We start from the raw sequence: 21,931 nt of genomic DNA, 5'->3' as shown, positions 1-21,931 counted from the left end.
CGTCAAACAACGCACCCAGCGAAATCAGGCAACCACATTCTCCAGCGTCCCGATCGGCTCGATTGTGATCCGTATCCGATCTCCGCTTGCCAGCGAAAACGTGCTCTGCGGCACAATCCCCGTCCCTGTCATCAGGAACACACCGGAAGGAAAGCTATTGTCGCGCAACAGATACTCGACCAGCGATTGCGGATCGCGCTTCAACTCCGCCAACTCCACTGATCCCGCAAACTCCACGCGATCGTTGCGCAGAATCTTCAACTCGATCTCAGTCGCATGCGCCAGCGGACTCGCTGTCACAAGGATTCCCGGCCCCAGCGCGCAGCTCCCGTTGTAAACCTTCGCCTGTGGCAGATACAGCGGATTCTCGCCTTCGATATCGCGCGAACTCATGTCGTTGCCAATTGTGTATCCGTTGATCCGACCCGCCGGACTCACCACCAGCGTCAACTCCGGCTCCGGAACCGACCAGTGCGCATCGCCGCGAATTCGCACCATGCCGCCAGTTCCCACGGTCCTGCTCGCAGTCGATTTAAAGAACAGCTCCGGGCGTTCTGCTGAATAAACACGGTCATAGAAGTTTCCGCCACCCGCGTCCTTCGACTCCTCCATGCGCGCGCCACGGCTCCGATAGTAGGTCACACCTGCAGCCCAAACCTCTTGCCCGGCGATCGGCGCCAGCAGATCTCCCTCACGAAATCCCGCCAGCGGTCTCGCCCGCTCCACAAAACCCGCCAGAAATTCCGGCAGATCGTCGCGCGAAAGCAGCCCGTCCCAGCCGTGCTCCGCAACCAGGTAATGCTGCCCACCCTCTTCGACGAAGACTCCGCCCGTAGTGCGAAAGAGCTTCATGCATCCCCCTCATTCGCTTTCATCCTACACGGCTACTCAGAAAATCCTCGATCACCACGAGATCCGGTGCCCCATTCATGCCGCAGTTTTATCGCGGCATGAGTGGGATACCACGATCCTCCGCGGCATCGATTCGCGCTATGCCGGGTGCCCCATCCAAGACGCGGTATCGTCGCGTCTTGGGTGAGAAAGCAACAAACCCTCCCAGCAACTACTCCCGCCACCCATCCAACTTCCCGCTCCGGATCGCCCCCGCCAACGCCTCGATATCCGGCGCCAGCACGCGATCCCGCTCCAGCCGCGGTACAACCTTGCGCACTGCATCGTGCGCCTCTTCGATCCGCGCACTGGACTTCAATGGACGGCGAAACTCCAGCGCCTGCGCCGCGCACATTAGTTCAATCGCAAGGATGCGCTCTGCATGTTCCACGATTTGTCGCAGCTTGATCGCTCCCGTCATTCCCATCGACACATGATCCTCTTTGCCGCCATCCGTCGGTATGCTCCCCGTTGACGACGGATGCGACAGCACCTGGCACTCGTTGATCAATGCCGCCGCAACAATCTGCGCAATCATGAACCCCGACGAGAGCCCCGGATCGGTGGAAAGAAACGCAGGTAGCCCTTCATTGATATCGGGATTCAGCAGCCTGTCGACGCGCCGCTCCGTGATGCCCGCCAGATCCGTCATTGCCAGCGCCCCGTAATCGAAAGCGTAGGACAGCGGCGCTCCATGAAAATTCCCACCGGAGATCACCGCACCGCCCGTACCTGATTCGCCCGGAAACACCAGCGGATTATCCGTCGCCGAACCCGCCTCCGTCTCAAGCACCGCCGCCACATGTTCCAGCACGCCGCGCACCGCTCCGTGCACCTGCGGCATGCAGCGCAGGCAATAGGCGTCCTGCACCCGCGAATCATGCTCGCGATGCGACTCGCGAATCTCCGACCCATCCATCAGCCGCAGTAAGTGCGCCGCCGATGCGATCTGTCCCGCATGCGGCCTGGCCTTGTGAATCCGTGCGTCAAAAGCCGCCGGCGTTCCCTTCAACGCCTCCAGTGACATCGCCCCTGAAAGATCGCAAAGCTCCACAACCCGTAGCGCGCGCGACGTTGCCAGCGCGCCCACCGCCGTCATCGCCTGCGTTCCGTTCAGCAGCGCCAGGCCTTCTTTCGCTGTGAGATGCAACGGCTTCAGCCCGGCGCGTCGCAGCGCCTCTCCGCCGACGATTCGTTCGCCCCGATAGAACGCCTCCCCCTCGCCGACAACCACCAGCGCCAGATGCGCCAGCGGAGCCAGGTCGCCGCTTGCACCCACCGAACCTTTTTCAGGAATCACCGGGTGTACGCCCGCATTCAGCAAGCCGACGAGTAACTCCAGCAGCTCCGCGCGCACACCGCTGAAGCCCTTCGCCAGCACGTTTGCGCGCAGCACCAGCATGGCCCGGGCCTCCGCTTCAGCCAGCGGCTCGCCTACCCCACCCGCATGGCTGCGCACGAGGTTGATCTGCAGTTCCGCAAGTTTATCCGCGGGAATGCGTACATCCGCCAGCTTGCCAAACCCCGTGTTCACCCCATACACGGTTTCACCCGCAGCAAGAATGCTCTCGATCAGGCTGCGACTCTCCGTCACCCGCCCGCGTGCATCTTCTGCCACTTCCACACGGCATCCACCCAACGCAACGGCTTCAATCTCGGCAAGCGTCAATGCCTGCCCATTCAGAATCAACGTATCCATATCTGCAATCTTAGGCGGCAGCACAGGTGAATGACAGACCAATTCACCGCCGTTTACGCCAAACACCGCGCTTTCCAACTATCATGGTTCATTATGGCAATGGATTCCACGGCTTTACTCGACATCTATGGACGAAAGCTGCTCCATGAACTCCAGGCGAATGCGCGCCTCAGCCTGGCCGAACTGGGCCGCCGCATCGGCCTCTCCCCCACTGCGACCGCGGAACGCATCAAGCAAATGGAGGAAACCGGCATCCTGCGCGGCTATACCCTCGACATCGACCGCGAAGCCCTCGGCCTCGATGTCCTCGCTTTCATCCGCATGAGTTGCGGAGGCCAGAATTACTACCGGCTGCTCGAATACATCCAGACCCTCGAAGAGGTTCGCGAGTGCCACCACCTGACAGGCGGTGACGACTTTCTACTCAAAGTCACTACGACGAGTCTCGCCGATCTCGAGGCTCTCATCGAAGCCCTGCTCCCTTACGGCAATCCCGTCACTAGCCTTGTCCTCTCATCTCCGGTCGAACACCGCAAGTACTCCGTCCTCGGCAAACTCACCACCGTAAGCAAAAAACGCACACACCGCCGGTAGACAGCGTGTACCTCATACAGTTTTGTACTGAAAGAACCGAAAAGCGGCCGCGCTCAGCCTTCCGCAGGTTTCTGGACGTCTTCTGACGCCGGTGCAGGTTTGGCCAATCCCAGGACCCTGCGATTCTTTTCTGCATCGGCCCCCGATCCGGCGAAATCGTCGAAGGCCTTGTCCGTCACTCGAATGATCCACTGCTTGATCAACGCAGCGCCTTCTGCCGCGCCGGCCTTGGGATGCTTGATGCAGCACTCCCACTCCAGCACCGCCCAGCCTGGATAGTCGTATTGCGCCATCTTGCTGAAGATTGCTTTAAAGTCAATTTGCCCGTCGCCCAGCGAGCGGAATCGTCCCGCACGATCGATCCAATCCTGGTATCCGCCGTAGACGCCCGACCTTCCGTTCGGTCTGAACTCCGCATCCTTCACATGAAACGCGCGTACCCGATCGTGGTAAAAATCCAGAAACTCCAGGTAATCCAGCTGCTGCAAAATCATGTGGCTCGGGTCGTAAAGAATATTCGCACGTTTGTGCCCGTTCACAGCTTTCAGAAATCGTTCGAACGTCACGCCATCGTGAAGATCCTCGCCAGGATGCAACTCGTAACAGACATCCACGCCCGCTTCATCAAAAAGATTCAGGATCGGCATCCAGCGGCGCCCCAGCTCCTCAAACGCATCTTCGATCAAGCCCGCAGGCCGCTGCGGCCATGGATAGAAATACGGCCACGCCAGCGCGCCCGAGAACGTTGCATGCGCAGTCAGTCCCAGCCTGCTGCTTGCCACCGCAGCCCACTCCAGTTGCTGCACGGCCCACGCCTGTTGCTCCTTCGGCCTGCCCGCCAATTCTGACGGTGCGAAACCATCGAGCAGCACATCGTACGCGGGATTAGAGGCGACCAACTGTCCCTGCAAATGCGTTGAAAGCTCCGTCAGCTTCAAACCGGCCGCGTCGAGAATTCCAAGAATTTCCTCGCAATAATCACGGCTCTCGGCCGCCAGCTTCAAATCGAAGAGACGCCGATCCCACGAAGGAATCTGCACCCCCACGAATCCAAGCTGCGTGGCCCAGTGTGCCATCCCTTCCAGTGAGTTGAACGGCGCCTGGCTATCCGCAAATTGCGCCAGAAATATCCCAGGTCCTTTGATCGTCTTCATCGCGTGCCCCCAAAATCAATTCTCATGTTTCAAAACTCAACCCAGCTCTCGCTTTTGCTGCTCGTGATAGCTCGATCGATAAATCGCATCCCGCGCACGCCGGCTTCGATCCCCGGCAGCGTCGACGGAGTTTCATTCGTTCGACTCTTTTGCCACGCAATCAGCACATCGGCAAATTCGCGATAGAGTACCGCAAACGCCTCCAGGTAACCTTCCGGATGTCCGCCGGGCAGCCTCGTTACCGCGCGCGCATCCTCGCTCAAATAGCCGCCCGCCGCATGGCGAATCTCCTCCGGCCCACCCAGCCATTTCACGCGGAGCCTATTCGGGTCTTCCTGTCTCCAGTCGAGCGATCCCCTCTCGCCATAGACGCGCAGGCGCAGCCCGTTTCCCTCGCCGGCTGCAATCTGGGAAGCCATCAGAACACCCCGCGCCTCATTGTCCATCCGCAGCAGCGCCGTACAATCGTCATCGAGTTTACGGCCCGCCACCACTGAAAGCAGCGATGCATTCAATCCCACAACCTTCAACCCTGTCACATACTCCGTCAGGTGAAACGCGTGCACTCCAATGTCGCCGATGCAACCACCCAGTCCGCTCTGCGCTGGATCGGACCGCCACGCCGCCTGCTTCTGCCCCGTCGCCTCAATCGGCTTCGTCAACCACCCCTGCAGATATTCGACAGCGATCTTGCGAATTCTCCCCAATTGCCCCGCCGCACACATCGCCCGCGCCTCGCGCACCAGCGCATAGCCCGCATAGGTGTGCGTCAGCCCATAGGGCAGCCCACTCCTCAGGACCGCTTCCTCGAGTTCTACCGCTTCCTCATAGGTCGCCGTGGCCGGCTTGTCGCTCATCACCGGGAACCCCGCCGCGAGCGAAGCAAGCGCAACCGGCAAATGCAGATGGTTCGGCGTAACGATGGCCACAAAATCGATCGCATCAGCCCGCTTGCGCTCCGCCTCCAGCATCGATCGGTAATCCGCATAGGCGCGATCGGGGTCGATCTTGTACGACTCGCCAGCCAGGCGCGACCGCTCCGCCGATTGCGAAAATGCTCCCGCAACCAGTTCAATCTTGCCGTCGAGTTCGGCCGCCATCCGATGTACCGGCCCTATGAAGGCGCCGGGGCCGCCGCCTACCATGCCCATGCGCAGTTTTCGCTGCCTGGCCATTTCAATCCCTCATGATCTGGATCATCTTGTTTTCAAAAGTCTCTGCCCGATGGGATCACCCGTCAAGATGCGATCTTTTCTCTATTCTGTATATCCGACAAACAGCCCGCCAGATGCCGAATACCGATGAATTCACGTTTCAATCATGACGATAGTCACGGAAGGCCATGAGAAAGTGCCGAGCTTTCCGCTGATTTGGCTGTTCAGTTGCCCGCCAGCTCCGCCCGCTTCAACCCCGGCGCCAGCGTTCTCAGCAGCACAAGCGCAATCAGGTATGCGCAGCCCGAGTAGATAAACAGGGGAACGAAGCCCGACTGCGTGTGCAACTCGTGCGCCCGCTGCAGAACGTCGCCCGCGATCGGCTGAAAGATTGCACCCCCAAGCGCGCCCGCCACTTGCCCGAAACTCACAACTGTCCCCACGTGCTCTGAGGGAAACATGTCCGACGCCGTCGTAAAGATATTCGCCGACCATCCTTGATGCGCCGCCGCAGCCAGCGAAAGCAACCCCACTGCAATCCACTCGGAGCTGAGGTTGCCCACCATCACAACCGGCAAAACACAGCATGCACACGTAAGCATCGCTGCAAGGCGCGCAGCCTTCAGCTTCATCCCCAGGCGAATATAGCCCTTCGGCAGCCATCCGCCGCACACGCTGCCAATCGTCGAGACTACATACACCGTGGCCAGCGGCGGCCCCATGTGCGTCAGATCGAGCCCAAACCGCGAGTGAAAATACTGCGGTAGCCAGAACAGGAAGAACCACCACACCGGATCTGTGAGGAACTTGCCGATCATGAATCCCCAGGCCTGCCGATGGCGAAGCAGATGCCACCACGGCAAAACGTCCGCCGATGGGGCCACCACCACCTGACCCCGCGTCCAGTCCATGGTTTCCTGCGGTTTGCGGTAGCGAATCGACCACCACACAATCCACACGACAGAAAAGAATGCAGTCACCAGAAACGCGGAACGCCAGCCAAAATGTATCGCCACCCATGGCACTACCAGCGGCGCAACAATCGCACCCACGCCCGCACCCGAGTTGAAGATCCCCGTCGCAAGCGCTCGCTCCTTAGGCGGAAACCACTCAGCCGTCGCCTTGATGGCCGCCGGAAAATTCCCGCTCTCTCCCAGCCCCAGAAAGAACCGCGCAATCCCAAAACCCATCACCGACTGCACCAGTGCGTGCGCCATCGCCGCCAGGCTCCACAGCCCCGTCACCAGCGGATAACCCCTGCGACAACCGAGCCTGTCCACCAGTCGCCCGGCGAACACGACTCCCAGCGCATACGCCACCTGGAATCCCGCCAGGATGTATCCATATTCCCTGTCGGTGACATTGATCGTGGTTTCCAGCGACGGCCAACCCGAAAACAGCGGCTGCAGGTGAATCACCTGGCCGTGCAAGATCGGCTTCAGGATCGACAGCACCTGACGATCGACATAGTTGATCGTCGTCGCCATAAACAGCATCGCGCAGATCGTCCACCGGCCTCGCAGCGCCGGCGGGTCGTCCGCGCCGTCCGTCGCATCTGCTCGCATATCCACCGGCTTCGTCGGGTCTGCCATGGCCCTACCAGTCTGTAAGAGTCCCGTCGAGTTTCCGGTTCACCGGCAGATACGCGCGCTGATACGGATACTTCGCCGCCAGTTTTTCATCCAGATCCACACCCAGCCCCGGCACATCGCCGGGGTACATCACCCCGTCTTTGAACGCATAGCGATGTGGAAACACCGCGTCCGTCTCGTCCGTGTGCGGCATGTGTTCCTGGATACCGAAGTTGTGAATCGCTGTGTCGAAATGCAGCGCCGCCGCCATCGTTACCGGAGACAAATCCGTCGCTCCGTGAAATCCCGTCCGCACGTGATACATCGCTGCAAAGTCCGCTGTCTTTTTCAGGTGCGTGATCCCACCGCCATGCACCACCGTCATGCGCAGATAGTCAATCCACTGGTTGCGAATCAGATCGTGCGCATCCCAGACGGAATTAAACACTTCGCCCACCGCAATCGGCGTCGTCGTATGCTCCCGGATAACCTTAAAGCCTTCCTGTAATTCTGCCGGCGTAGGGTCCTCCATCCAAAAGAGATGAAACGGTTCCAATTCGCGTCCAAGTCGCCCCGCTTCGATTGGAGTCAGCCGGTGATGGCAGTCATGCAGCAGGTGCAGTTCCTCGCCAAACTCCTCACGCACCCGCGCAAACAAGCTCGGCACATGCCGCAGATACAGTTCGCTTGACCACTCATATTCATGCGGTAATCCGCGCTCTGCCGGCTCGTATCTCCCCGCCCCCTTTGCCACGCCGTAGGTGCTTGCTAGCCCCGGAATCCCGCTCTGCACGCGGATCGCCTTGTAACCCAGCTCCTTGTGCTTCGCCACATCTTCAAGCGCCGCATCCACATCTTTGCCGTTGACGTGCGCGTACACCAGCACGCCTTCCCTGCTCTTGCCACCCAGCAGGTTGTATACCGGAGTATTCAGCGCCTTGCCCTTGATATCCCACAGCGCCACATCCACGGCGGCAATCGCCGTCATCGTTACCGCGCCGCGCCGCCAATATGCCCCGCGATACAGATACTGCCAGATGTCCTCACTCTGAAACGGGTCGCGCCCCACAATGCAAGGAATCACATGGTCGGTTAGATACGAAGCCACGGCTAGTTCGCGGCCGTTCAGCGTGCCGTCACCCAGCCCGTAAATTCCCTCGTCCGTCTCAATCTTCAACGTGACAAAATTCCGCCCCGGCGAAGTGATGTTGACGTATGCATTCGTAATCTTCATCGTTGGTTCGTCTCACCGGAACTGCTGTTCGCTCGTTTCTTACTGATCCCTGATCCCTGACCCCTGATCCCTTTCTTCATTGATTCACTCCGCTGGCCAGGAACCCGCCATCCACCGCAACAATCTCTCCTGTCACGTATGAAGCCGCTTCAGACGCCAGAAAAATGGCAGCCCCGGCCAATTCGCTTGCTTTGCCGAACCGCCCCATCGGGACACGCATGTGAAGTTCCTCGCCGCGCGGCGTCCCGGTAATCAGCTTGGCATTCAAATCCGTCGGAAACATTCCCGGCGCAATCGCGTTCACATTCACGCCCGTCTTCGCCAACTCCACTGCCAGCACCTTCGTCAGCGAACCAACCGCCGCCTTCGATGCTGAGTAAGCCGCCACCTGGTAGAACCCCACAAACGTCGTCAGTGAAGCAATGTTGACAATCCGCCCATAACCCGCCTTTACCATCGTCTTTCCGAAAATCTGGCAAGCCCTCAACGTTCCTGTCAGGTTCGTCTCAATCACCCGCGACCAATCTGCTTCCGCAGTCTCCAGCGTTGGCGCTTTGTAGGTCACGCCGGCCGCATTGACTAGGATGTCCACCTTGCCAAATTCCTTGATCACCGCATCATGCAGCTTCTCCAGAGAACTTCGATCCAGCACATCGCTTGTCACGCGCAGCGAACGCCTGCCCAGCGCTTCAATCTCCGCCGCTGCCTTATCCACCTGCTCCGCGCGACGCGAACTCGGCACAACGTCCGCTCCCGCTTCTGCTAACCCCAGCGCGATCGCGTGGCCAATGCCCGTTGTCCCTCCCGTCACCGCCGCAACTCTTCCGGTCAAATCGAAGAGACTCTTACTCATCGAATTCCCTCGCAAAGCGTCAGGATTTGCAGACTTTCCCATTTACCCGCGCACTATCCCGTCAATTTCCTGACCCCCAAAATCTATCACGCGCCCTCCTTCATCATCCGGGCCGCTCCAATGCCGCGTCTCCACCAGCGGTACATCGCGACTCTCCGCTGGCCCCAATGCGTTACAGTTTCATTGGATCGAATATGGAACCTCTACTGCTTCCGGATGCGAACCGGCGCTGGGATTGTCTCAGTCTCGGTGAAGTCATGCTCCGCCTCGACCCCGGCGAGGGCCGCATTCACACCACCCGCCACTTCGCTGTTTGGGAGGGCGGCGGCGAATACAACGTCGCCCGCGGTCTCCGCCGTTGCTTCGGCCTCCGCACCGCCATCGCCACCGCGCTCGCCGACAATGCAGTCGGCCGTCTCGTCGAAGACTGCATCCTACAGGGCGGCGTCGACACCTCCCTGGTGAAATGGCTCCTCCTCGACGGCGTCGGCCGCACTGTTCGCAACGGCCTCAACTTCACCGAACGCGGATTCGGCATGCGCGCCGCCGCCGGCTGCAACGATCGCGGACACACCGCCATCAGCCAGGTCAAACGCGACGAATTCGATTGGGATTCCATCCTCGGTTCCAACAACGGCGCGCGCTGGTTCCACACCGGCGGCATCTTCGCGGCGCTCTCCGCATCCACCGCCGACGTCGCCTCTGAAGCCATGGACGCAGCCCACCGTTACGGAACCCCCGTCTCCTACGACTTGAACTACCGCGATTCTCTCTGGCGCTCCATCGGAGGCAAAACCAAGGCCCAGGAGGTCAACCGCGCGCTGGTTCGCAAAGTCGATCTGCTCCTCGGCAATGAAGAAGACTTCTCCGCCACGCTCGGTGTCGGGGTCAAGGGCGTCAGCGAGGACTTCGCCGACCTGCCCATTCCCGCGTATGAAGAAATGCTCCGCGAAGTCGCCGCCGCATATCCGAATCTGAAACTCATCGCCAGCACTCTCCGCACTGCGCGCACGGCCAGCCGCAACGCATGGGGAGCGATCGCGCTCTGTCAGGACAAAATCGTTCACGTGCCGCAACAGGAAATCGACATTCTCGATCGAGTCGGTGGCGGAGACGGTTTCGCCTCCGGTCTCATTTACGGAATCCTTGCCGGCAAACCTATCGATTGGGCCGTTCGCTGCGGCGTGGCCCACGGCGCCCTCGCCATGACCACCGCCGGCGACACCAGCATGGCAACCCTCGCCGAAGTTGAACGAGCCATGAAAGGCGGCAGCGCAAGAATCGCCCGCTAGTTGCTTAACATTTGTCATCCTGAGCAGAGCGCAGCGGAGTCGAAGGACCTGCTGTTGTTTTTGAGTTTTGAAGTGACACGACTTATAGTCACGCATAATGCAAATTCAAAACGAAGGACCTACGACCCCAGAGGAAGAAGATGTCCAACCCAATTGCAGAAATCATCGAACGCGTCGGCCTGATCCCCGTTCTGCGCGCCAAGAATTCGAAGCAGGCTCACGCCGTTGTCCAGGCCATGATTGCCGGCGGCGTCACCGTCGTCGAAGTCACCATGACCGTCCCCGGCGCCATTGACCTCCTCAAGGAACTCAAGAACGAGTATGGCTCCAAACTTCTTCTCGGCTCCGGCACCGTCACCAGCGCCTCCGAAGCCCAGGCCACCATCAACGCGGGCGCCGAGTTCGTCGTCAGTCCCAGCCTTCACACTGAAGTCATCAACACCACAAAAACAAACGGCAAGCTCTCCATCCCCGGAGCGCTCACACCGACCGAAGTTATCACCGCATGGCGCGCAGGCGCGGACTACGTCAAAATCTTCCCCTGCTCCGCGATGGGCGGCGCCAGCTACCTGAAATCGCTGCTCGCTCCATTCCCGTTTCTCAAATTGATTCCCACGGGCGGCGTCACCCTTGAAACTGCAGCGAGCTTCATCGGCGCCGGCGCGCGCGCACTGGGTGTGGGCAGCGACCTCGTCAACCTCGCCGCAATCGACGCCGGCCACCCCGAAACCATCACCGACACCGCCCGCGCCTATCTCAAAATCCTCGCCGGTCTCCACGAAAAGTCCGATACGAATCATTAGAACGGGTCTGATCAACCCCTATCCTGCGCCGCAGGCATCTTCAATGGTGGCTTTGGCCGCATTCAGTGTTGCCTGTGTCTCGCGAGCAATCTTACCCTTCGCGATTAAATTGAGGAGCTTGGCTTTCAGTGTTGCCGTCGAGTAATAGTGGCTGATCTCCACCTTGGTTGACCGATGCCCAAGCGTTTGGAACGTCGTTTCCACTCTGTAATCGTTGAGAATCTTGCTGATGCCGAATGTGTCCTGCGGCAACACAGTGACGATCTTCTGCAGCGGGATGATCTCGATGTCCTTCTCGATACACGTGTGCTTCCCACCCGCAAGATGACATTGATATGACACGCCTGGTTCGCGGATGGTCTTGCCAGAAAGGAAATCAACCTTGACCACGCGCGGATGGAACTCCGGGATCCTCGTGAGATCCATACTGAACGACCACACAGCTTCCAAAGGCGCGTTGATAATGACTCCCTGCTTGGATCGGAACGGTGGCAGCAAATCTTGCCTCCAAACTCGTGGGTCAGCCTTCAATCGGAGTCGCTCGGACGCGACGAACTCGCCAAATCCTGTCATTGTGCCCCGATGAGAGGAATCGTCCTACTCCTTACTCCTTACTGCCTCCAGCTTGTACGCCTTCCTCACCAACCCCACCGTCAGCTCCTGCGCCAGTTCCACCGCCTCGTCTTCGTCCAGCAGATGCTCCGCCACCATCCGTGCCAGAAACGCCGCATCCGACCTCCGCGCCACATCGTGCCGCGCTGGAATTGACAAGAACGCCCGCGTGTCGTCGTTGAAACCCACCGTGTTGTAGAAGCCCGCAGTCTCCGTCACCAGCTCGCGGAAGCGCCTCATCCCCTCCGGGCTGTCAAAGAACCACCACGGCGGCCCCAGTCGCAGGCAGGGATAATGCCCTGCCAGCGGCGCCAGTTCTCTGCCGAATGCCGTCTCATCCAGCGTGAACAAAATAATCGACAACCCCGGCTCATTTCCAAATCGATCCAGCAACGGCTTCAGCGCATGCACATAATCCGTCGGCATCGGAATGTCCGCGCCCATGTCGCGTCCATATTTTGCATACAACTGCGCATTATGGTTGCGTACCGACCCCGGATGAATCTGCATCACCAGCCCATCCTCCAGGCTCATCCGCGCCATCTCCGTCAGCATCTGCGCGCGGAACAGTTCTTCGTGCTCCGCATCGGCCTCGCCCGCTAAAACCTTGCCGAAAACCCATTCTGCTTTCGATTCGCTAAGGTCGGCTGTTCGCGCGGTTGGATGCCCATGGTCCGTCGCCGTTGCACCCATCGATTTGAAGTATTGCCGTCTCACCGCAAGCGCCCGCAGATATCCGCTCCACGAAGCCGTATCCTCGCCCGTCAACTTTCCCAGCGCCGCCACATTCTCTTGAAATCCCGGGACCGCCGGATCCACCGTCGCATCGGGTCGGAACGTCGGTAAAATTCTTCCCTTCCATCCCGATTCCCGAACCGCCTTATGATCCTCGAGCGAATCGAGCGGCGAATCCGTGGTTGACAGCACTTCGATTCCGAATCTCTCGTACAACGCTCGCGGTAAAAAATCCGGCGTGCGCAGTTTCGACTCGATTGTGTCGTAATACATATCCGCCGTCTTGGCCGACAACCGCTCCGTCAATCCGAACAGCTTCTCAAATACATAATCCAGCCACAGCCGCGAAGGAGTACCGCGAAACAAGTGATAGTTGCTTGCAAAAATGTGCCAAACCTTGCGCGGATCTTTAACCGGTGTCTTACCACCGGGGTCCCCGGCGACAGGTCTTAGTCGCTGGGGTGGAATCTCAAGTTCGTCCAGCGAAATCCCCTGGCTATACAACATGCGAAAGATGTAATGATCCGGCTGCACCAGCAGCGTCACCGGATCAGGAAACGGTTCGTTCCGCACAAACCATCCCGCCTGTGTATGTCCATGCGGACTCACAATTGGCAGGTCTTCGATTCCCTCATATATCCGTCTCGCAATCGCCCTCGTAGCCTCATTAGCCGGAAACAAGCGGTCTTCGTGCAACAACGCCACTGCATCCTCCTTGTACATCGACCTTCCAGTATCGTTCATCGCGGCGGCAAGCGGTATACTGCGGCTGCCGCCTGATCTGGTCGCGTCTTGTCATGGACCATTCAAGTAAGGGAACCCACAAAAGTCTATCCTTCCTGCTGGAGGCCGCATGAGCCAACTGCGCATCATCCTCCGCAACTACGCTGACTTCGAAAACGCCCTCACTGAAGAGGCCCGCCTCTTCGAAGCCCGTCATCCCGGAACGAAGATAGAACTCATCTCCGTCGGCATTCACGAGCTGTACAAATCCGCCGTCACCGACGGCGGCCTCCGCGACGGCCACTTCGATCTGGCCCTGCTCGTCACCGACTGGCTCGCCGAAGCCCAAGCCGCCGGCGCTCTCGAAGACCTGCATCATTGGCAGCAGCTCATCCCCATGCACGATTGGCCCTCTGGATGGCCGCACTCTCTCGTTCAGTCCCTCCTCTTCGGCGATCACCTCAGCTCCATCCCCTGGCACGATGGCCCCGAGTGCCTTGTTTATCGGACTGACCTCTTCGAAAATCCCGATACGCGCGCCGCGTTCCGATCGCAGTTCTTCCACGACCTCGCACCACCCACCACGTGGGAAGAATTCGAGCAGACGGCCCGCTTCTTCACCGACCACGCCGCCGGGCGCTACGGAACGGTCTTCGCAGCTTTTCCTGATGGCCACAACACCCTCTACGACTTCGCTCTCCAGCTCTGGAGCCGCGGCGGCGAGCTCACCGATTCCACCGGGCGCCCCTTCCTCACCACTCCCATCGCGCTTTCGGCTCTTGCATTCTATCGCCGCATCGTTCGTGACCCTGAACTCTGTCATCCCCGCTCTCCCCAGCTCGACTCGACCCAATCCGGCGATACCTTCCTCGCTGGCAACGTCGCGATGATGGCCAACTGGTTCGGCTTCGCTGCGCGCGCCGCCCGCGAAGGCTCGCCTCTCGCCGGCAAAGTCGCCATCGCTCCCATTCCCACCGCGGGCTTCGCAGCACCCTCTTCGCTCACCGTCTTCTGGGCCCTCGCCATGGGCCGCGGCTCCCGGCACAAAGAACTCGCCTGGCAATTTCTCCGTTTCGTCTCTACACCCGAGCGCGATCTCGGCATCACCCGCCACGGAGCCGTCGGCACACGCCTCTCCACCTGGCGCAATCCCCAGCTCCAATCCCGCATCCCCGTCTACCGCGAGATCGAATCCATCTCCCTCGGCGCGCGCCAGTTGCCCTCCGGCCCCGCCATGGCCTCCTTTGCCGCCATCATCGACGACGTCATTTCCCGCGCTCTCACCACCAGCGAACCCTCCGCCGCTATCCTTGAATCAGCACAGCGCGAGATCGACAGCAAAGGAATTCTTTTCAAATGACTCCTTCCAAAGATTCGCCGGCCGCACAGCCCTTCCGCCTCGAAGGCCGTCACGCCCTCGTCACCGGCGGCGCCAGCGGCATCGGCGAAGCCACCGTAAAAGAGCTCGTCCGCGCCGGCGCCTTCGTCTGGATCGCCGACATCAATCTCGCGGCGGCCACAGCTCTTTCGAACTCCCTCGGCTCCTCGCGTGCGCTCCATCTCGACGTCACCAGCCCCGAATCCATCGCTTCTGCCCTCTCGCACGTCGGCCCCCTCGACATCCTCGTCAACAACGCCGGCATCGGCCACGTAGGTTCTATTCAACAAACTGAACCCGAGGATTTCGACCGGCTGCTCAACGTCAACGTCCGCTCCGTCTACCTCGTCACCCGCGCATTTCTTCCCCTCCTGCTCGCTGCGGGCGAATCCGGCAGTCCCGTCGGCGCCATCGTCAACATCGCTTCCGTCGCCGGCCTCGTGGGCATTAAGCAGCGCTTCGCCTACTGCGCCACCAAGGGCGCCGTCGTCGCCATGACGCGCCAGCTCGCTGTCGAATATCCCAAAACACTCCGCGTCAACGCCATCTGTCCCGGCACCGTAGAAACACCCTTCGTCGAGGGCTATCTCGAAAAATTCCACAAGGACAACAAGGAAGAAGTCCGCGCCGAACTTCGCGCCCGCCAGCCCATCGGCCGTCTCGGCCGGCCTGAAGAAGTCGCATCCATGGTCCGCTACCTCGCCTCCGACGAAGCCGCCTTCATCACCGGCTCCCTCCTCAACATCGACGGTGGCTGGACTGCCGCATGAGAAGCTGTGAGCAATAGCATCCGCTGACCTGCTGCATTTGTCCTAAACCTATGTCTGGAGAATCCCTGTTATGAAGCTGATTTCTTTCTCGACCGCCAACGGCCCCATCCGCCCCGGCATCCTCTTCGACGACACCAAAACCGTTCTCGACCTCTCCCCAAACGGCTTCAAGTCAACGCTGGAAGTCATCGCGAGCGGAACAGGCAGCACGCTGGCAACATCGAGACTCTCGCTCGCTGACGTCAGGCTCCACGCCCCGCTCTCCAATCCCCCCCGCATCTTCGCCATCGGCCTCAACTACCGCGACCACGCCAAAGAATCCGGCATGGAAATCCCCACCACGCCCGTCGTCTTCTTCAAGCTGCCCACCGCGATCGTCGGCCCCGGCGAACCCATCGTTCTGCCCAAAAACTCCACCCAGCCCGACTACGAAGCTGAATTCGCCTTCGTCATCGGCAAAGGCGGCTATCGCATACCCGCCTCCGCATGGCGCGATCACGTCTACGGCTACACCATCGTCAACGACGTGAGCGCCCGCGACGTGCAGTTCGCCAGCACGCAATGGTCCATGAGCAAGTGCTTTCCCACGTTCTGCCCCCTCGGTCCTGCCATTGTTACCGCAGACGAAATCGCCGACCCTCACGCCCTCTCGATCAGCCTCTCCATTGACGGCGAAACCTTGCAAAACTCCAACACTCGCGAACTCGTTTTCAAAATTCCGGAGCTGATCGAATATCTCTCCTCCATCACACCGCTTCTCCCCGGCGACATCGTCTCCACCGGCACACCTCCCGGCGTCGGCCTCGGCCGCAATCCCAAACGCTGGCTCAAACCCGGCGAAACCGTCACCGTCACCATCGATGGCCTCGGCTCCCTCACCAATCCCGTCGTCGCCGAACAGTAAGCACTGGCACTGGGTCTCCGGCAGATCCCTGACACCTGAACCCTGGACCCTGGATAATGGCCTTGTTATGGAACTCACCGGACTCTCCTTCATCGGCTCTCACCGTGGCTCACGCGACGGTTCCAGCTTCCAGGCCTTTGCTCCGCAAACCGGCGAACCAATCCAGCCCGTCTTTCGCTCCGCTACCTCCCAGGAATTGGAGCGCGCCGCGCGGCTTGCCCATGAAGCCTTTGCAAGCTACGCGCAGACCACCGGCACAACCCGCGCCGCGTTCCTGCGCCGCATCGCCGAAGGCTTCGAATCTCACCGCGAAGAACTCGCCCAGCGCGCACATCTTGAAACCGCGCTGCCCCTTCCGCGCCTCACCGGCGAAGTCACCCGCACTGCCAACCAGCTCCGCATGTTCGCCGCGGTCGTCGAAGAAGGCTCCTGGGTCCAGGCCCGCATCGATCCCGCTCTCCCCGACCGCCAGCCACTCCCGCGCCCCGACATCCGCTCCATGCTGCGCCCGCTCGGCCCCGTCGTCGTTTTCGGCGCCAGCAACTTCCCGCTCGCCTTCTCCGTTGGCGGCGGAGACACCGCCTCGGCCCTCGCCGCCGGATGCCCCGTCATCGTTAAAGCCCACCCCGCGCATCCGGGCACTTCCGAGCTCGCCGCCGCCATCATCAGCGAAGCAGTCATCGCGCGCGACCTGCATCCCGGCGTCTTCTCCATGCTCTTCGACTCCGGCGTCGCCATTGGCTCCGCTCTCGTCCAGCATCCCCTCATTCGCGCAGTCGCGTTTACCGGCTCACTTCGCGGCGGCCGCGCCCTCATGGACCTCGCCGCCGCCCGTCCCGATCCCATCCCCTGCTTCACCGAGATGTCGAGCGGCAACCCTGTCTTCATTCTTCCCGGCGCACTGCGCAAAGGCCCCGCCGCGCTCGCCCAAAGCCTCTTCGGTTCTTTCACTCTCGGAGCAGGTCAGTTCTGCACCAAGCCCGGCATCATCTTTGTTGCCGAAGCGCCTCAGAGTTTGGCGTTTCGCGACGAACTCAAATCCTTTGTCGAGCAGGCCCACCCGTTCACACTTCTTACCGGCGGGATCGCTCGCGAATACCATCGCGCCACTGGTTCCCGCGCGAATCAGGTTTCCCTCACTGCCGAAGCGCACTTGTTGTCGGAAGGTGAAAACGGGACCGAGCCCTTTCATGCACAGGCAAAACTTTTCACCATTGCGCTCGACGAGCTTCTACGCCAGCCCGACCTGGCCGACGAAATTTTCGGCCCCGACACACTCATCGTCCGCTGTGGTTCAACACAGGACTATCTCCAGGCCGCCCGCGCCCTCGATGGCCATCTCACCGCCACCATCCTCGGCGACGAAGAGGATCTCGCCGCCAACCGCGAACTCATCCACATTCTCGAACAGAAAGCCGGCCGCCTCATCTTCAACGGATTTCCCACCGGCGTCGAAGTCACCCACGCCATGGTCCACGGCGGGCCGTATCCATCGACGTCCGACCCACGCTTCACATCCGTCGGCAGCCTCGCCATCTACCGCTTCGCCCGCCCCGTCTGCTTCCAGAACTTCCCGCAGCCCATGCTCCCACCCGAACTCCAGGACGAAAACCCGCTAAACATCTCCCGCCTCCGTGACGGCAAGCGAGAATAGAAAGCAAAGTGAACCAACACTGCTGTTCCCGGCTTTTCTTCGTCGTGCCTTAAGATTCCGATCTACTTCGGCGCTTGTGGCGGCGGATTCTCACTCGTCGGCGGCACAAGCCCCTTGAGCCGCATATAGGTCACCATGTTCCCGTAGTGCTCATCGGTGTGAGCCGTGTTCAGCGAGAACACCGTGAGCTTCGCCAGGTTAAAGCCGAAAAGCTTCACCATCTCGCTGCCCTTGGCATCGGTCATTCCGTCGAATGCCTTGTCGCAATACGCAACGGCGTCCTTGACAGCGGCAACCAGATCGGCCTTCGATGTCTTCGTCTTCTCAACGTTCTTCATCGGATTCGCCTCACCCGATGCTTGCGAGCAGAACATGTAGTTGGCATCGGCAACATGGCCAACCAGGTGCCCAAAGCTGCGAACCTCCGGCGTCGGTTTGAACGAGTAATTCTCTTCCGGCATCTTCTCGGCGGCCTTGACCACGGCACCGCTCAGAAACGAATAGAGTCCCTTCTCGCTCAACGTAATCGGATTTGCGGGCGGAGTTGCCGGCGTTTGTGTCTTCTCCTGTGCAGAAACACAAGCAGGAGCCATTGCCATTACCGCAAAGAAAACACACAGCTTCTTATCCACTGAAAAACCTCCAGTGAGATCATGCCACATCATGAACGGCTCAACTACCGAAAACTGCTGAGACAGGGCCTGAAGGCTTAAAGGTGAGAGCTGAAAGCTGTCTTACTCATAACACCCTCGCCAGCCACTCCCCCGTGTACGAGTGCAGATTGCCGGCGACTTCTTCCGGAGTTCCCTCCGCCACAATCTGTCCTCCGCGTTCGCCGCCCTCCGGCCCCAGGTCGATCACCCAGTCCGCGCTCTTGATCACGTCGAGATTGTGCTCAATCACGATCAGCGATCCGCCGCCGTCAATCAACTTGCGAAACGCCGTCAGCAGCTTCGACACATCGTCGAAATGCAATCCCGTCGTCGGCTCATCCAGGATGTACAGCACCCGGCTCGCCTGCGATGGCTTGGCACTCGCATTCGCCGCACGCACCTGCGACAGGTGCGCCGCGAGCTTGACGCGCTGCGCTTCACCGCCCGAGAGTGTTGTCGCCGACTGCCCCAGCCGCAAATATCCCAACCCAATCTCATCCAGCACCGCCAGCTTCTCCAGCAGCCGCGTCTGTCCCGCAAAGAACCGCAGAGCCTCCTTCACCGTCATCTGCAGCACTTCATGTATATTCTTTCCCTTGTACTGAACCTCGAGAATCTTGGCCTGGTAACGGGTTCCGTTGCAGTCTTCGCACGGCAATTCCACATCGGCCAGGAACTGCATCTCCACCGTCACCGTGCCGTCTCCCTCGCACGTGTTGCAGCGCCCGCCCGGCACATTAAATGAAAAATGTCCCGGCGTCAGCGACAGCTTTTTCGCATCCGGTTGCGACGCAAATAACTCGCGCACCAGGTCAAATCCCTTGATATACGTAATCGGATTCGACCGCGGCGTCCGTCCGATCGGCGTCTGATCAACGAGGACAACATCGTTCAATCGCTCCACACCCGCCAATGAACGAAACACTCCCGAAGGGTCGCCTCCATCCGTCTGCCCCAGCGCCCGGGCCACCGCGCGATACAGCACCTGGTGTACCAGCGTCGATTTTCCCGATCCTGACACACCCGTGATCGCCACCAGCATGCCCAGCGGAATCTCCACGTTCAGCCCGTGCAGATTGTTCGCCTCCGCGCCTTTCAGCACCAGCTTCTCCCGCCCCGGCGCACGCCGCCGCGTCGGCACCGGGATCGAAATCTTTCCGGAAAGATACTTTCCCGTCAGCGAATTCGGATTCGCCTCAATCTCCGCGAGCACTCCCTCCGCCAGCAGCTTGCCGCCGAACTCACCCGCACCCGGCCCAAGATCCAGCAAATGATCCGCCGCGCGCAGCACATCCGCGTCGTGTTCCACCACGATGATCGTGTTCCCCAGGTCGCGCAGCTTTTTCAGAATGCGAATCAGCCGCGCCGTGTCCCGCGTGTGCAGGCCGATCGAAGGCTCATCCAGTACATACAGCGTCCCCACCAGTTGCGAACCGAGCGAAGTCGCCAGTTGAATCCGCTGCGCCTCACCGCCCGACAACGTTGAAGCCAGCCGGTCAAGTGTGAGGTATTCAAGCCCCACCGCATCCAGAAAGCTCAGCCTCTGCTGCACCTCTTCCAGGATCGACCCCGCAATCTCCGCCTGCATCGGCGTCAGCTTCAGCACTGCAAAGAAATCTTTCGCCTTCGCAATCGTAAGCGCCGCGGCTTGGCAGATATTCAACCCGTTAATCCGTACCGCGCGCGCCTCTGCCCGCAGCCTCTGCCCGCGGCACTCCGGGCACTCCGCATATCCGCGATACTTGCTCAGCATCACGCGCACGTGCAGCTTGTACTTCTTCCGCTCCATCTGTGCGAAAAATCCATGTACGCCCTCGAACGCGCCTTTGCCCCGCAGCACAATCTCCCGCGCCGCTTCGCTCATTTCGCGCCACGGCACGTCCATCGGAATCCCCAGCGCTGCCGCCTGCTTCTTCATCTCTGTAAACCATGACCGATACTTCGGCCGGTTCCATGGATCGATCGCGCCATCGTTCAGGCTCAAGCCCTTGTCGGGAATCACGAGATTCAAATCGTAGTCCACCGTGTTTCCAAAACCCTGGCAGCGCGGACAAGCGCCAAACGGGTTATTAAAACTGAACAGCCGTGGCTCCGGCTCCTTCCCCGGCCGATGACAATGTGTGCATTCATACTCACCCGAAAACCGATGCCGCCTTCGCTCCGCGTTTTCGTCCCGTGGTACCTCTTCAACGATCACCTCGCCCGCTTCGCGATACGCAATCTCCGCCGCGTCCACAATCCGCGCGCGATTGTCAGCGCTAACCATAATCCTGTCCAGCAGCACAAACAACGGAGCCGTGAAGTCGATATCGATCAATGACTCCGGCGTCGAAAATTCATAGATCTGTTCGTTCTGATAAAGCCGGTTGAAACCCGAACCACGCAGCTCCACGAGCCGCGCCTTCAACCCTTCGCTCATCGGATCGAGAACGGCTGCAACCGCGGCAGCTTTCCCACCGGCCTTCACCTTCGCGCCGCGCTTAGCGGGCTTTGCCGCTTCCGCAGCCGGCATTTCATGGCGCACGGGAAACAGCGCATTCAACCGCGTTCCTTCCCCCAGCGCCAATACGGCCTCGGCAACCTCGTCGATCGATTCCCGCTTCACCAGCCCGTCGCAGTAGATGCAATGCACCTCGCCGCACCGCGCATACAGCAGCCGCAGATAGTCGTAGATCTCCGTCGCCGTCGCAACCGTCGACCTCGGATTGCGCGTCGTGTTCTTCTGCTTGATTGCAATCGCCGGAGCCAGCCCGTCGATCTCGTCCACATCCGGCTTTTCGATCCGCTCCAGAAACTGCCGCGCGTACGCCGACAGCGACTCGACATACCGCCGCTGTCCCTCGGCATAGATCGTGTCAAAGGCGAGCGAGCTCTTGCCCGATCCCGAGACGCCGCTGACCACCGTCAGCTTCCCGTGAGGGATTTCGCAGGAGATGTTTTTCAGATTGTGGGTCCGCGCGCCGCGGATGACGATCGCGTCGTTCGATGAAGTCAATGGGAAGACACCGGGATAAAGAATTATTCCGGCCGCGCCATTGACGCCTCAGAGAGGCTCAGGGCGCAACCAGCCATTCTTCATTATAAAGCGCAAGCCGGCCGCATCGTCGCGAACACACGCCCGCGGATCGGGTCCCATCGGTGTCCTGGTAATATCTGCCTGAAATAAGTGGGAAAGTGGTCGCGCGCCTCACGCTGAAACCCTTCAGCATCCCCGACGTTCATTCAATCCCGGGCCGGGCGCGCACACACAAGAGAAG

18 protein-coding genes are annotated in these 21,931 nt (G+C 60.2%); 7 read left to right on the top strand and 11 right to left on the bottom strand.

Going from position 1 to position 21,931, the window contains the following annotated elements; all coding sequences use genetic code 11:
- Positions 1 to 24: 24 nt before the first annotated feature.
- Both WCA10_RS24345 and hutH read right to left on the bottom strand, forming a co-directional pair.
- On the bottom strand, positions 25 to 852 hold the full coding sequence (locus tag WCA10_RS24345; protein WP_472825142.1) for a fumarylacetoacetate hydrolase family protein: 828 nt from the start codon (positions 850 to 852) through the stop codon (positions 25 to 27).
- Positions 853 to 1,063: 211 nt separating this feature from the next.
- On the bottom strand, positions 1,064 to 2,590 hold the full coding sequence (hutH, locus tag WCA10_RS24340) for a histidine ammonia-lyase (protein ID WP_472825141.1): 1,527 nt from the start codon (positions 2,588 to 2,590) through the stop codon (positions 1,064 to 1,066).
- Positions 2,591 to 2,620: 30 nt separating this feature from the next.
- Here hutH and WCA10_RS24335 point away from each other — a divergent pair, with 30 nt between their 5' ends.
- Positions 2,621 to 3,184: an Lrp/AsnC family transcriptional regulator gene (locus tag WCA10_RS24335; protein ID WP_472825140.1), complete on the top strand. Its 564-nt coding sequence runs from the start codon at positions 2,621 to 2,623 to the stop codon at positions 3,182 to 3,184.
- A 53-nt stretch (positions 3,185 to 3,237) separates the two neighbouring features.
- Here WCA10_RS24335 and WCA10_RS24330 read toward each other — a convergent pair whose 3' ends face one another.
- From WCA10_RS24330 to WCA10_RS24310, 5 genes are all read right to left on the bottom strand, one after another.
- Entirely contained in the window at positions 3,238 to 4,338 is a 1,101-nt protein-coding gene (locus tag WCA10_RS24330) for a sugar phosphate isomerase/epimerase family protein (protein WP_472825139.1), read from the bottom strand.
- Positions 4,339 to 4,367: 29 nt separating this feature from the next.
- Positions 4,368 to 5,513: a Gfo/Idh/MocA family protein gene (locus WCA10_RS24325; RefSeq protein WP_472825138.1), complete on the bottom strand. Its 1,146-nt coding sequence runs from the start codon at positions 5,511 to 5,513 to the stop codon at positions 4,368 to 4,370.
- A gap of 203 nt (positions 5,514 to 5,716) precedes the next feature.
- Positions 5,717 to 7,084, bottom strand: a complete 1,368-nt coding sequence (locus WCA10_RS24320; protein WP_472825137.1) for an MFS transporter — start codon at positions 7,082 to 7,084, stop codon at positions 5,717 to 5,719.
- A gap of 4 nt (positions 7,085 to 7,088) precedes the next feature.
- Positions 7,089 to 8,297, bottom strand: a complete 1,209-nt coding sequence (gene manD, locus WCA10_RS24315) for a D-mannonate dehydratase ManD (RefSeq protein ID WP_472825136.1) — start codon at positions 8,295 to 8,297, stop codon at positions 7,089 to 7,091.
- A 76-nt stretch (positions 8,298 to 8,373) separates the two neighbouring features.
- The gene (locus WCA10_RS24310; protein ID WP_472825135.1) at positions 8,374 to 9,150 is read right to left on the bottom strand and encodes an SDR family NAD(P)-dependent oxidoreductase; all 777 of its coding nucleotides are present in this window, start codon (positions 9,148 to 9,150) and stop codon (positions 8,374 to 8,376) included.
- A gap of 194 nt (positions 9,151 to 9,344) precedes the next feature.
- Here WCA10_RS24310 and WCA10_RS24305 point away from each other — a divergent pair, with 194 nt between their 5' ends.
- Positions 9,345 to 10,442: a PfkB family carbohydrate kinase gene (locus tag WCA10_RS24305; RefSeq protein WP_472825134.1), complete on the top strand. Its 1,098-nt coding sequence runs from the start codon at positions 9,345 to 9,347 to the stop codon at positions 10,440 to 10,442.
- 140 nt (positions 10,443 to 10,582) lie between these two features.
- Positions 10,583 to 11,245, top strand: coding sequence for a bifunctional 4-hydroxy-2-oxoglutarate aldolase/2-dehydro-3-deoxy-phosphogluconate aldolase (locus WCA10_RS24300; protein WP_472825133.1), 663 nt, complete (start codon positions 10,583 to 10,585; stop codon positions 11,243 to 11,245).
- An 18-nt stretch (positions 11,246 to 11,263) separates the two neighbouring features.
- Here the strand turns inward: WCA10_RS24300 and WCA10_RS24295 are convergent, their stop codons facing one another.
- Entirely contained in the window at positions 11,264 to 11,671 is a 408-nt protein-coding gene (locus WCA10_RS24295; RefSeq protein WP_472825132.1) for a hypothetical protein, read from the bottom strand.
- 171 nt (positions 11,672 to 11,842) lie between these two features.
- On the bottom strand, positions 11,843 to 13,291 hold the full coding sequence (uxaC, locus tag WCA10_RS24290) for a glucuronate isomerase (RefSeq protein ID WP_472825184.1): 1,449 nt from the start codon (positions 13,289 to 13,291) through the stop codon (positions 11,843 to 11,845).
- A 154-nt stretch (positions 13,292 to 13,445) separates the two neighbouring features.
- Here uxaC and WCA10_RS24285 point away from each other — a divergent pair, with 154 nt between their 5' ends.
- The 4 genes from WCA10_RS24285 (at position 13,446) to WCA10_RS24270 (ending at position 18,021) form a co-directional block, all read left to right on the top strand.
- Positions 13,446 to 14,675, top strand: a complete 1,230-nt coding sequence (locus WCA10_RS24285) for an extracellular solute-binding protein (protein WP_472825131.1) — start codon at positions 13,446 to 13,448, stop codon at positions 14,673 to 14,675.
- Complete coding sequence (locus WCA10_RS24280) at positions 14,672 to 15,463, top strand: SDR family NAD(P)-dependent oxidoreductase (RefSeq protein WP_472825130.1); 792 nt, start codon at positions 14,672 to 14,674, stop codon at positions 15,461 to 15,463. Before WCA10_RS24285 ends, WCA10_RS24280 begins: the two co-directional genes overlap by 4 nt.
- Before the next feature lie 70 nt (positions 15,464 to 15,533).
- Positions 15,534 to 16,367, top strand: a complete 834-nt coding sequence (locus WCA10_RS24275) for a fumarylacetoacetate hydrolase family protein (protein WP_472825129.1) — start codon at positions 15,534 to 15,536, stop codon at positions 16,365 to 16,367.
- Positions 16,368 to 16,434: 67 nt separating this feature from the next.
- Positions 16,435 to 18,021: an aldehyde dehydrogenase (NADP(+)) gene (locus WCA10_RS24270; protein ID WP_472825128.1), complete on the top strand. Its 1,587-nt coding sequence runs from the start codon at positions 16,435 to 16,437 to the stop codon at positions 18,019 to 18,021.
- Positions 18,022 to 18,083: 62 nt separating this feature from the next.
- On the opposite strand, the gene WCA10_RS24265 is transcribed toward WCA10_RS24270, so the two are convergent.
- Positions 18,084 to 18,653, bottom strand: a complete 570-nt coding sequence (locus WCA10_RS24265) for a DinB family protein (protein ID WP_472825127.1) — start codon at positions 18,651 to 18,653, stop codon at positions 18,084 to 18,086.
- 106 nt (positions 18,654 to 18,759) lie between these two features.
- Positions 18,760 to 21,669: an excinuclease ABC subunit UvrA gene (gene uvrA / locus WCA10_RS24260; protein ID WP_472825126.1), complete on the bottom strand. Its 2,910-nt coding sequence runs from the start codon at positions 21,667 to 21,669 to the stop codon at positions 18,760 to 18,762.
- Positions 21,670 to 21,931: the final 262 nt, after the last annotated feature.

The sequence above is a fragment of the Occallatibacter sp. genome (genome assembly GCF_049582745.1).
In the GTDB taxonomy this organism is placed as follows: Bacteria; Acidobacteriota; Terriglobia; order Terriglobales; family Acidobacteriaceae; genus Telmatobacter.
The sequence above is the reverse complement of the archived record's forward strand: the minus strand, read 5'-3'. Positions and strand labels throughout refer to the sequence as shown.

Coding starts and splice junctions, on each gene's coding strand:
- WCA10_RS24345 (WP_472825142.1), bottom strand. CDS start 852: ATGAAGCTCTTTCGCACTACGGGCGGAGTCTTCGTCGAAGAGGGTGGG.
- hutH (WP_472825141.1), bottom strand. CDS start 2,590: ATGGATACGTTGATTCTGAATGGGCAGGCATTGACGCTTGCCGAGATT.
- WCA10_RS24335 (WP_472825140.1), top strand. CDS start 2,621: ATGACAGACCAATTCACCGCCGTTTACGCCAAACACCGCGCTTTCCAA.
- WCA10_RS24330 (WP_472825139.1), bottom strand. CDS start 4,338: ATGAAGACGATCAAAGGACCTGGGATATTTCTGGCGCAATTTGCGGAT.
- WCA10_RS24325 (WP_472825138.1), bottom strand. CDS start 5,513: ATGGCCAGGCAGCGAAAACTGCGCATGGGCATGGTAGGCGGCGGCCCC.
- WCA10_RS24320 (WP_472825137.1), bottom strand. CDS start 7,084: ATGGCAGACCCGACGAAGCCGGTGGATATGCGAGCAGATGCGACGGAC.
- manD (WP_472825136.1), bottom strand. CDS start 8,297: ATGAAGATTACGAATGCATACGTCAACATCACTTCGCCGGGGCGGAAT.
- WCA10_RS24310 (WP_472825135.1), bottom strand. CDS start 9,150: ATGAGTAAGAGTCTCTTCGATTTGACCGGAAGAGTTGCGGCGGTGACG.
- WCA10_RS24305 (WP_472825134.1), top strand. CDS start 9,345: ATGGAACCTCTACTGCTTCCGGATGCGAACCGGCGCTGGGATTGTCTC.
- WCA10_RS24300 (WP_472825133.1), top strand. CDS start 10,583: ATGTCCAACCCAATTGCAGAAATCATCGAACGCGTCGGCCTGATCCCC.
- WCA10_RS24295 (WP_472825132.1), bottom strand. CDS start 11,671: ATGGATCTCACGAGGATCCCGGAGTTCCATCCGCGCGTGGTCAAGGTT.
- WCA10_RS24285 (WP_472825131.1), top strand. CDS start 13,446: ATGAGCCAACTGCGCATCATCCTCCGCAACTACGCTGACTTCGAAAAC.
- WCA10_RS24280 (WP_472825130.1), top strand. CDS start 14,672: ATGACTCCTTCCAAAGATTCGCCGGCCGCACAGCCCTTCCGCCTCGAA.
- WCA10_RS24275 (WP_472825129.1), top strand. CDS start 15,534: ATGAAGCTGATTTCTTTCTCGACCGCCAACGGCCCCATCCGCCCCGGC.
- WCA10_RS24270 (WP_472825128.1), top strand. CDS start 16,435: ATGGAACTCACCGGACTCTCCTTCATCGGCTCTCACCGTGGCTCACGC.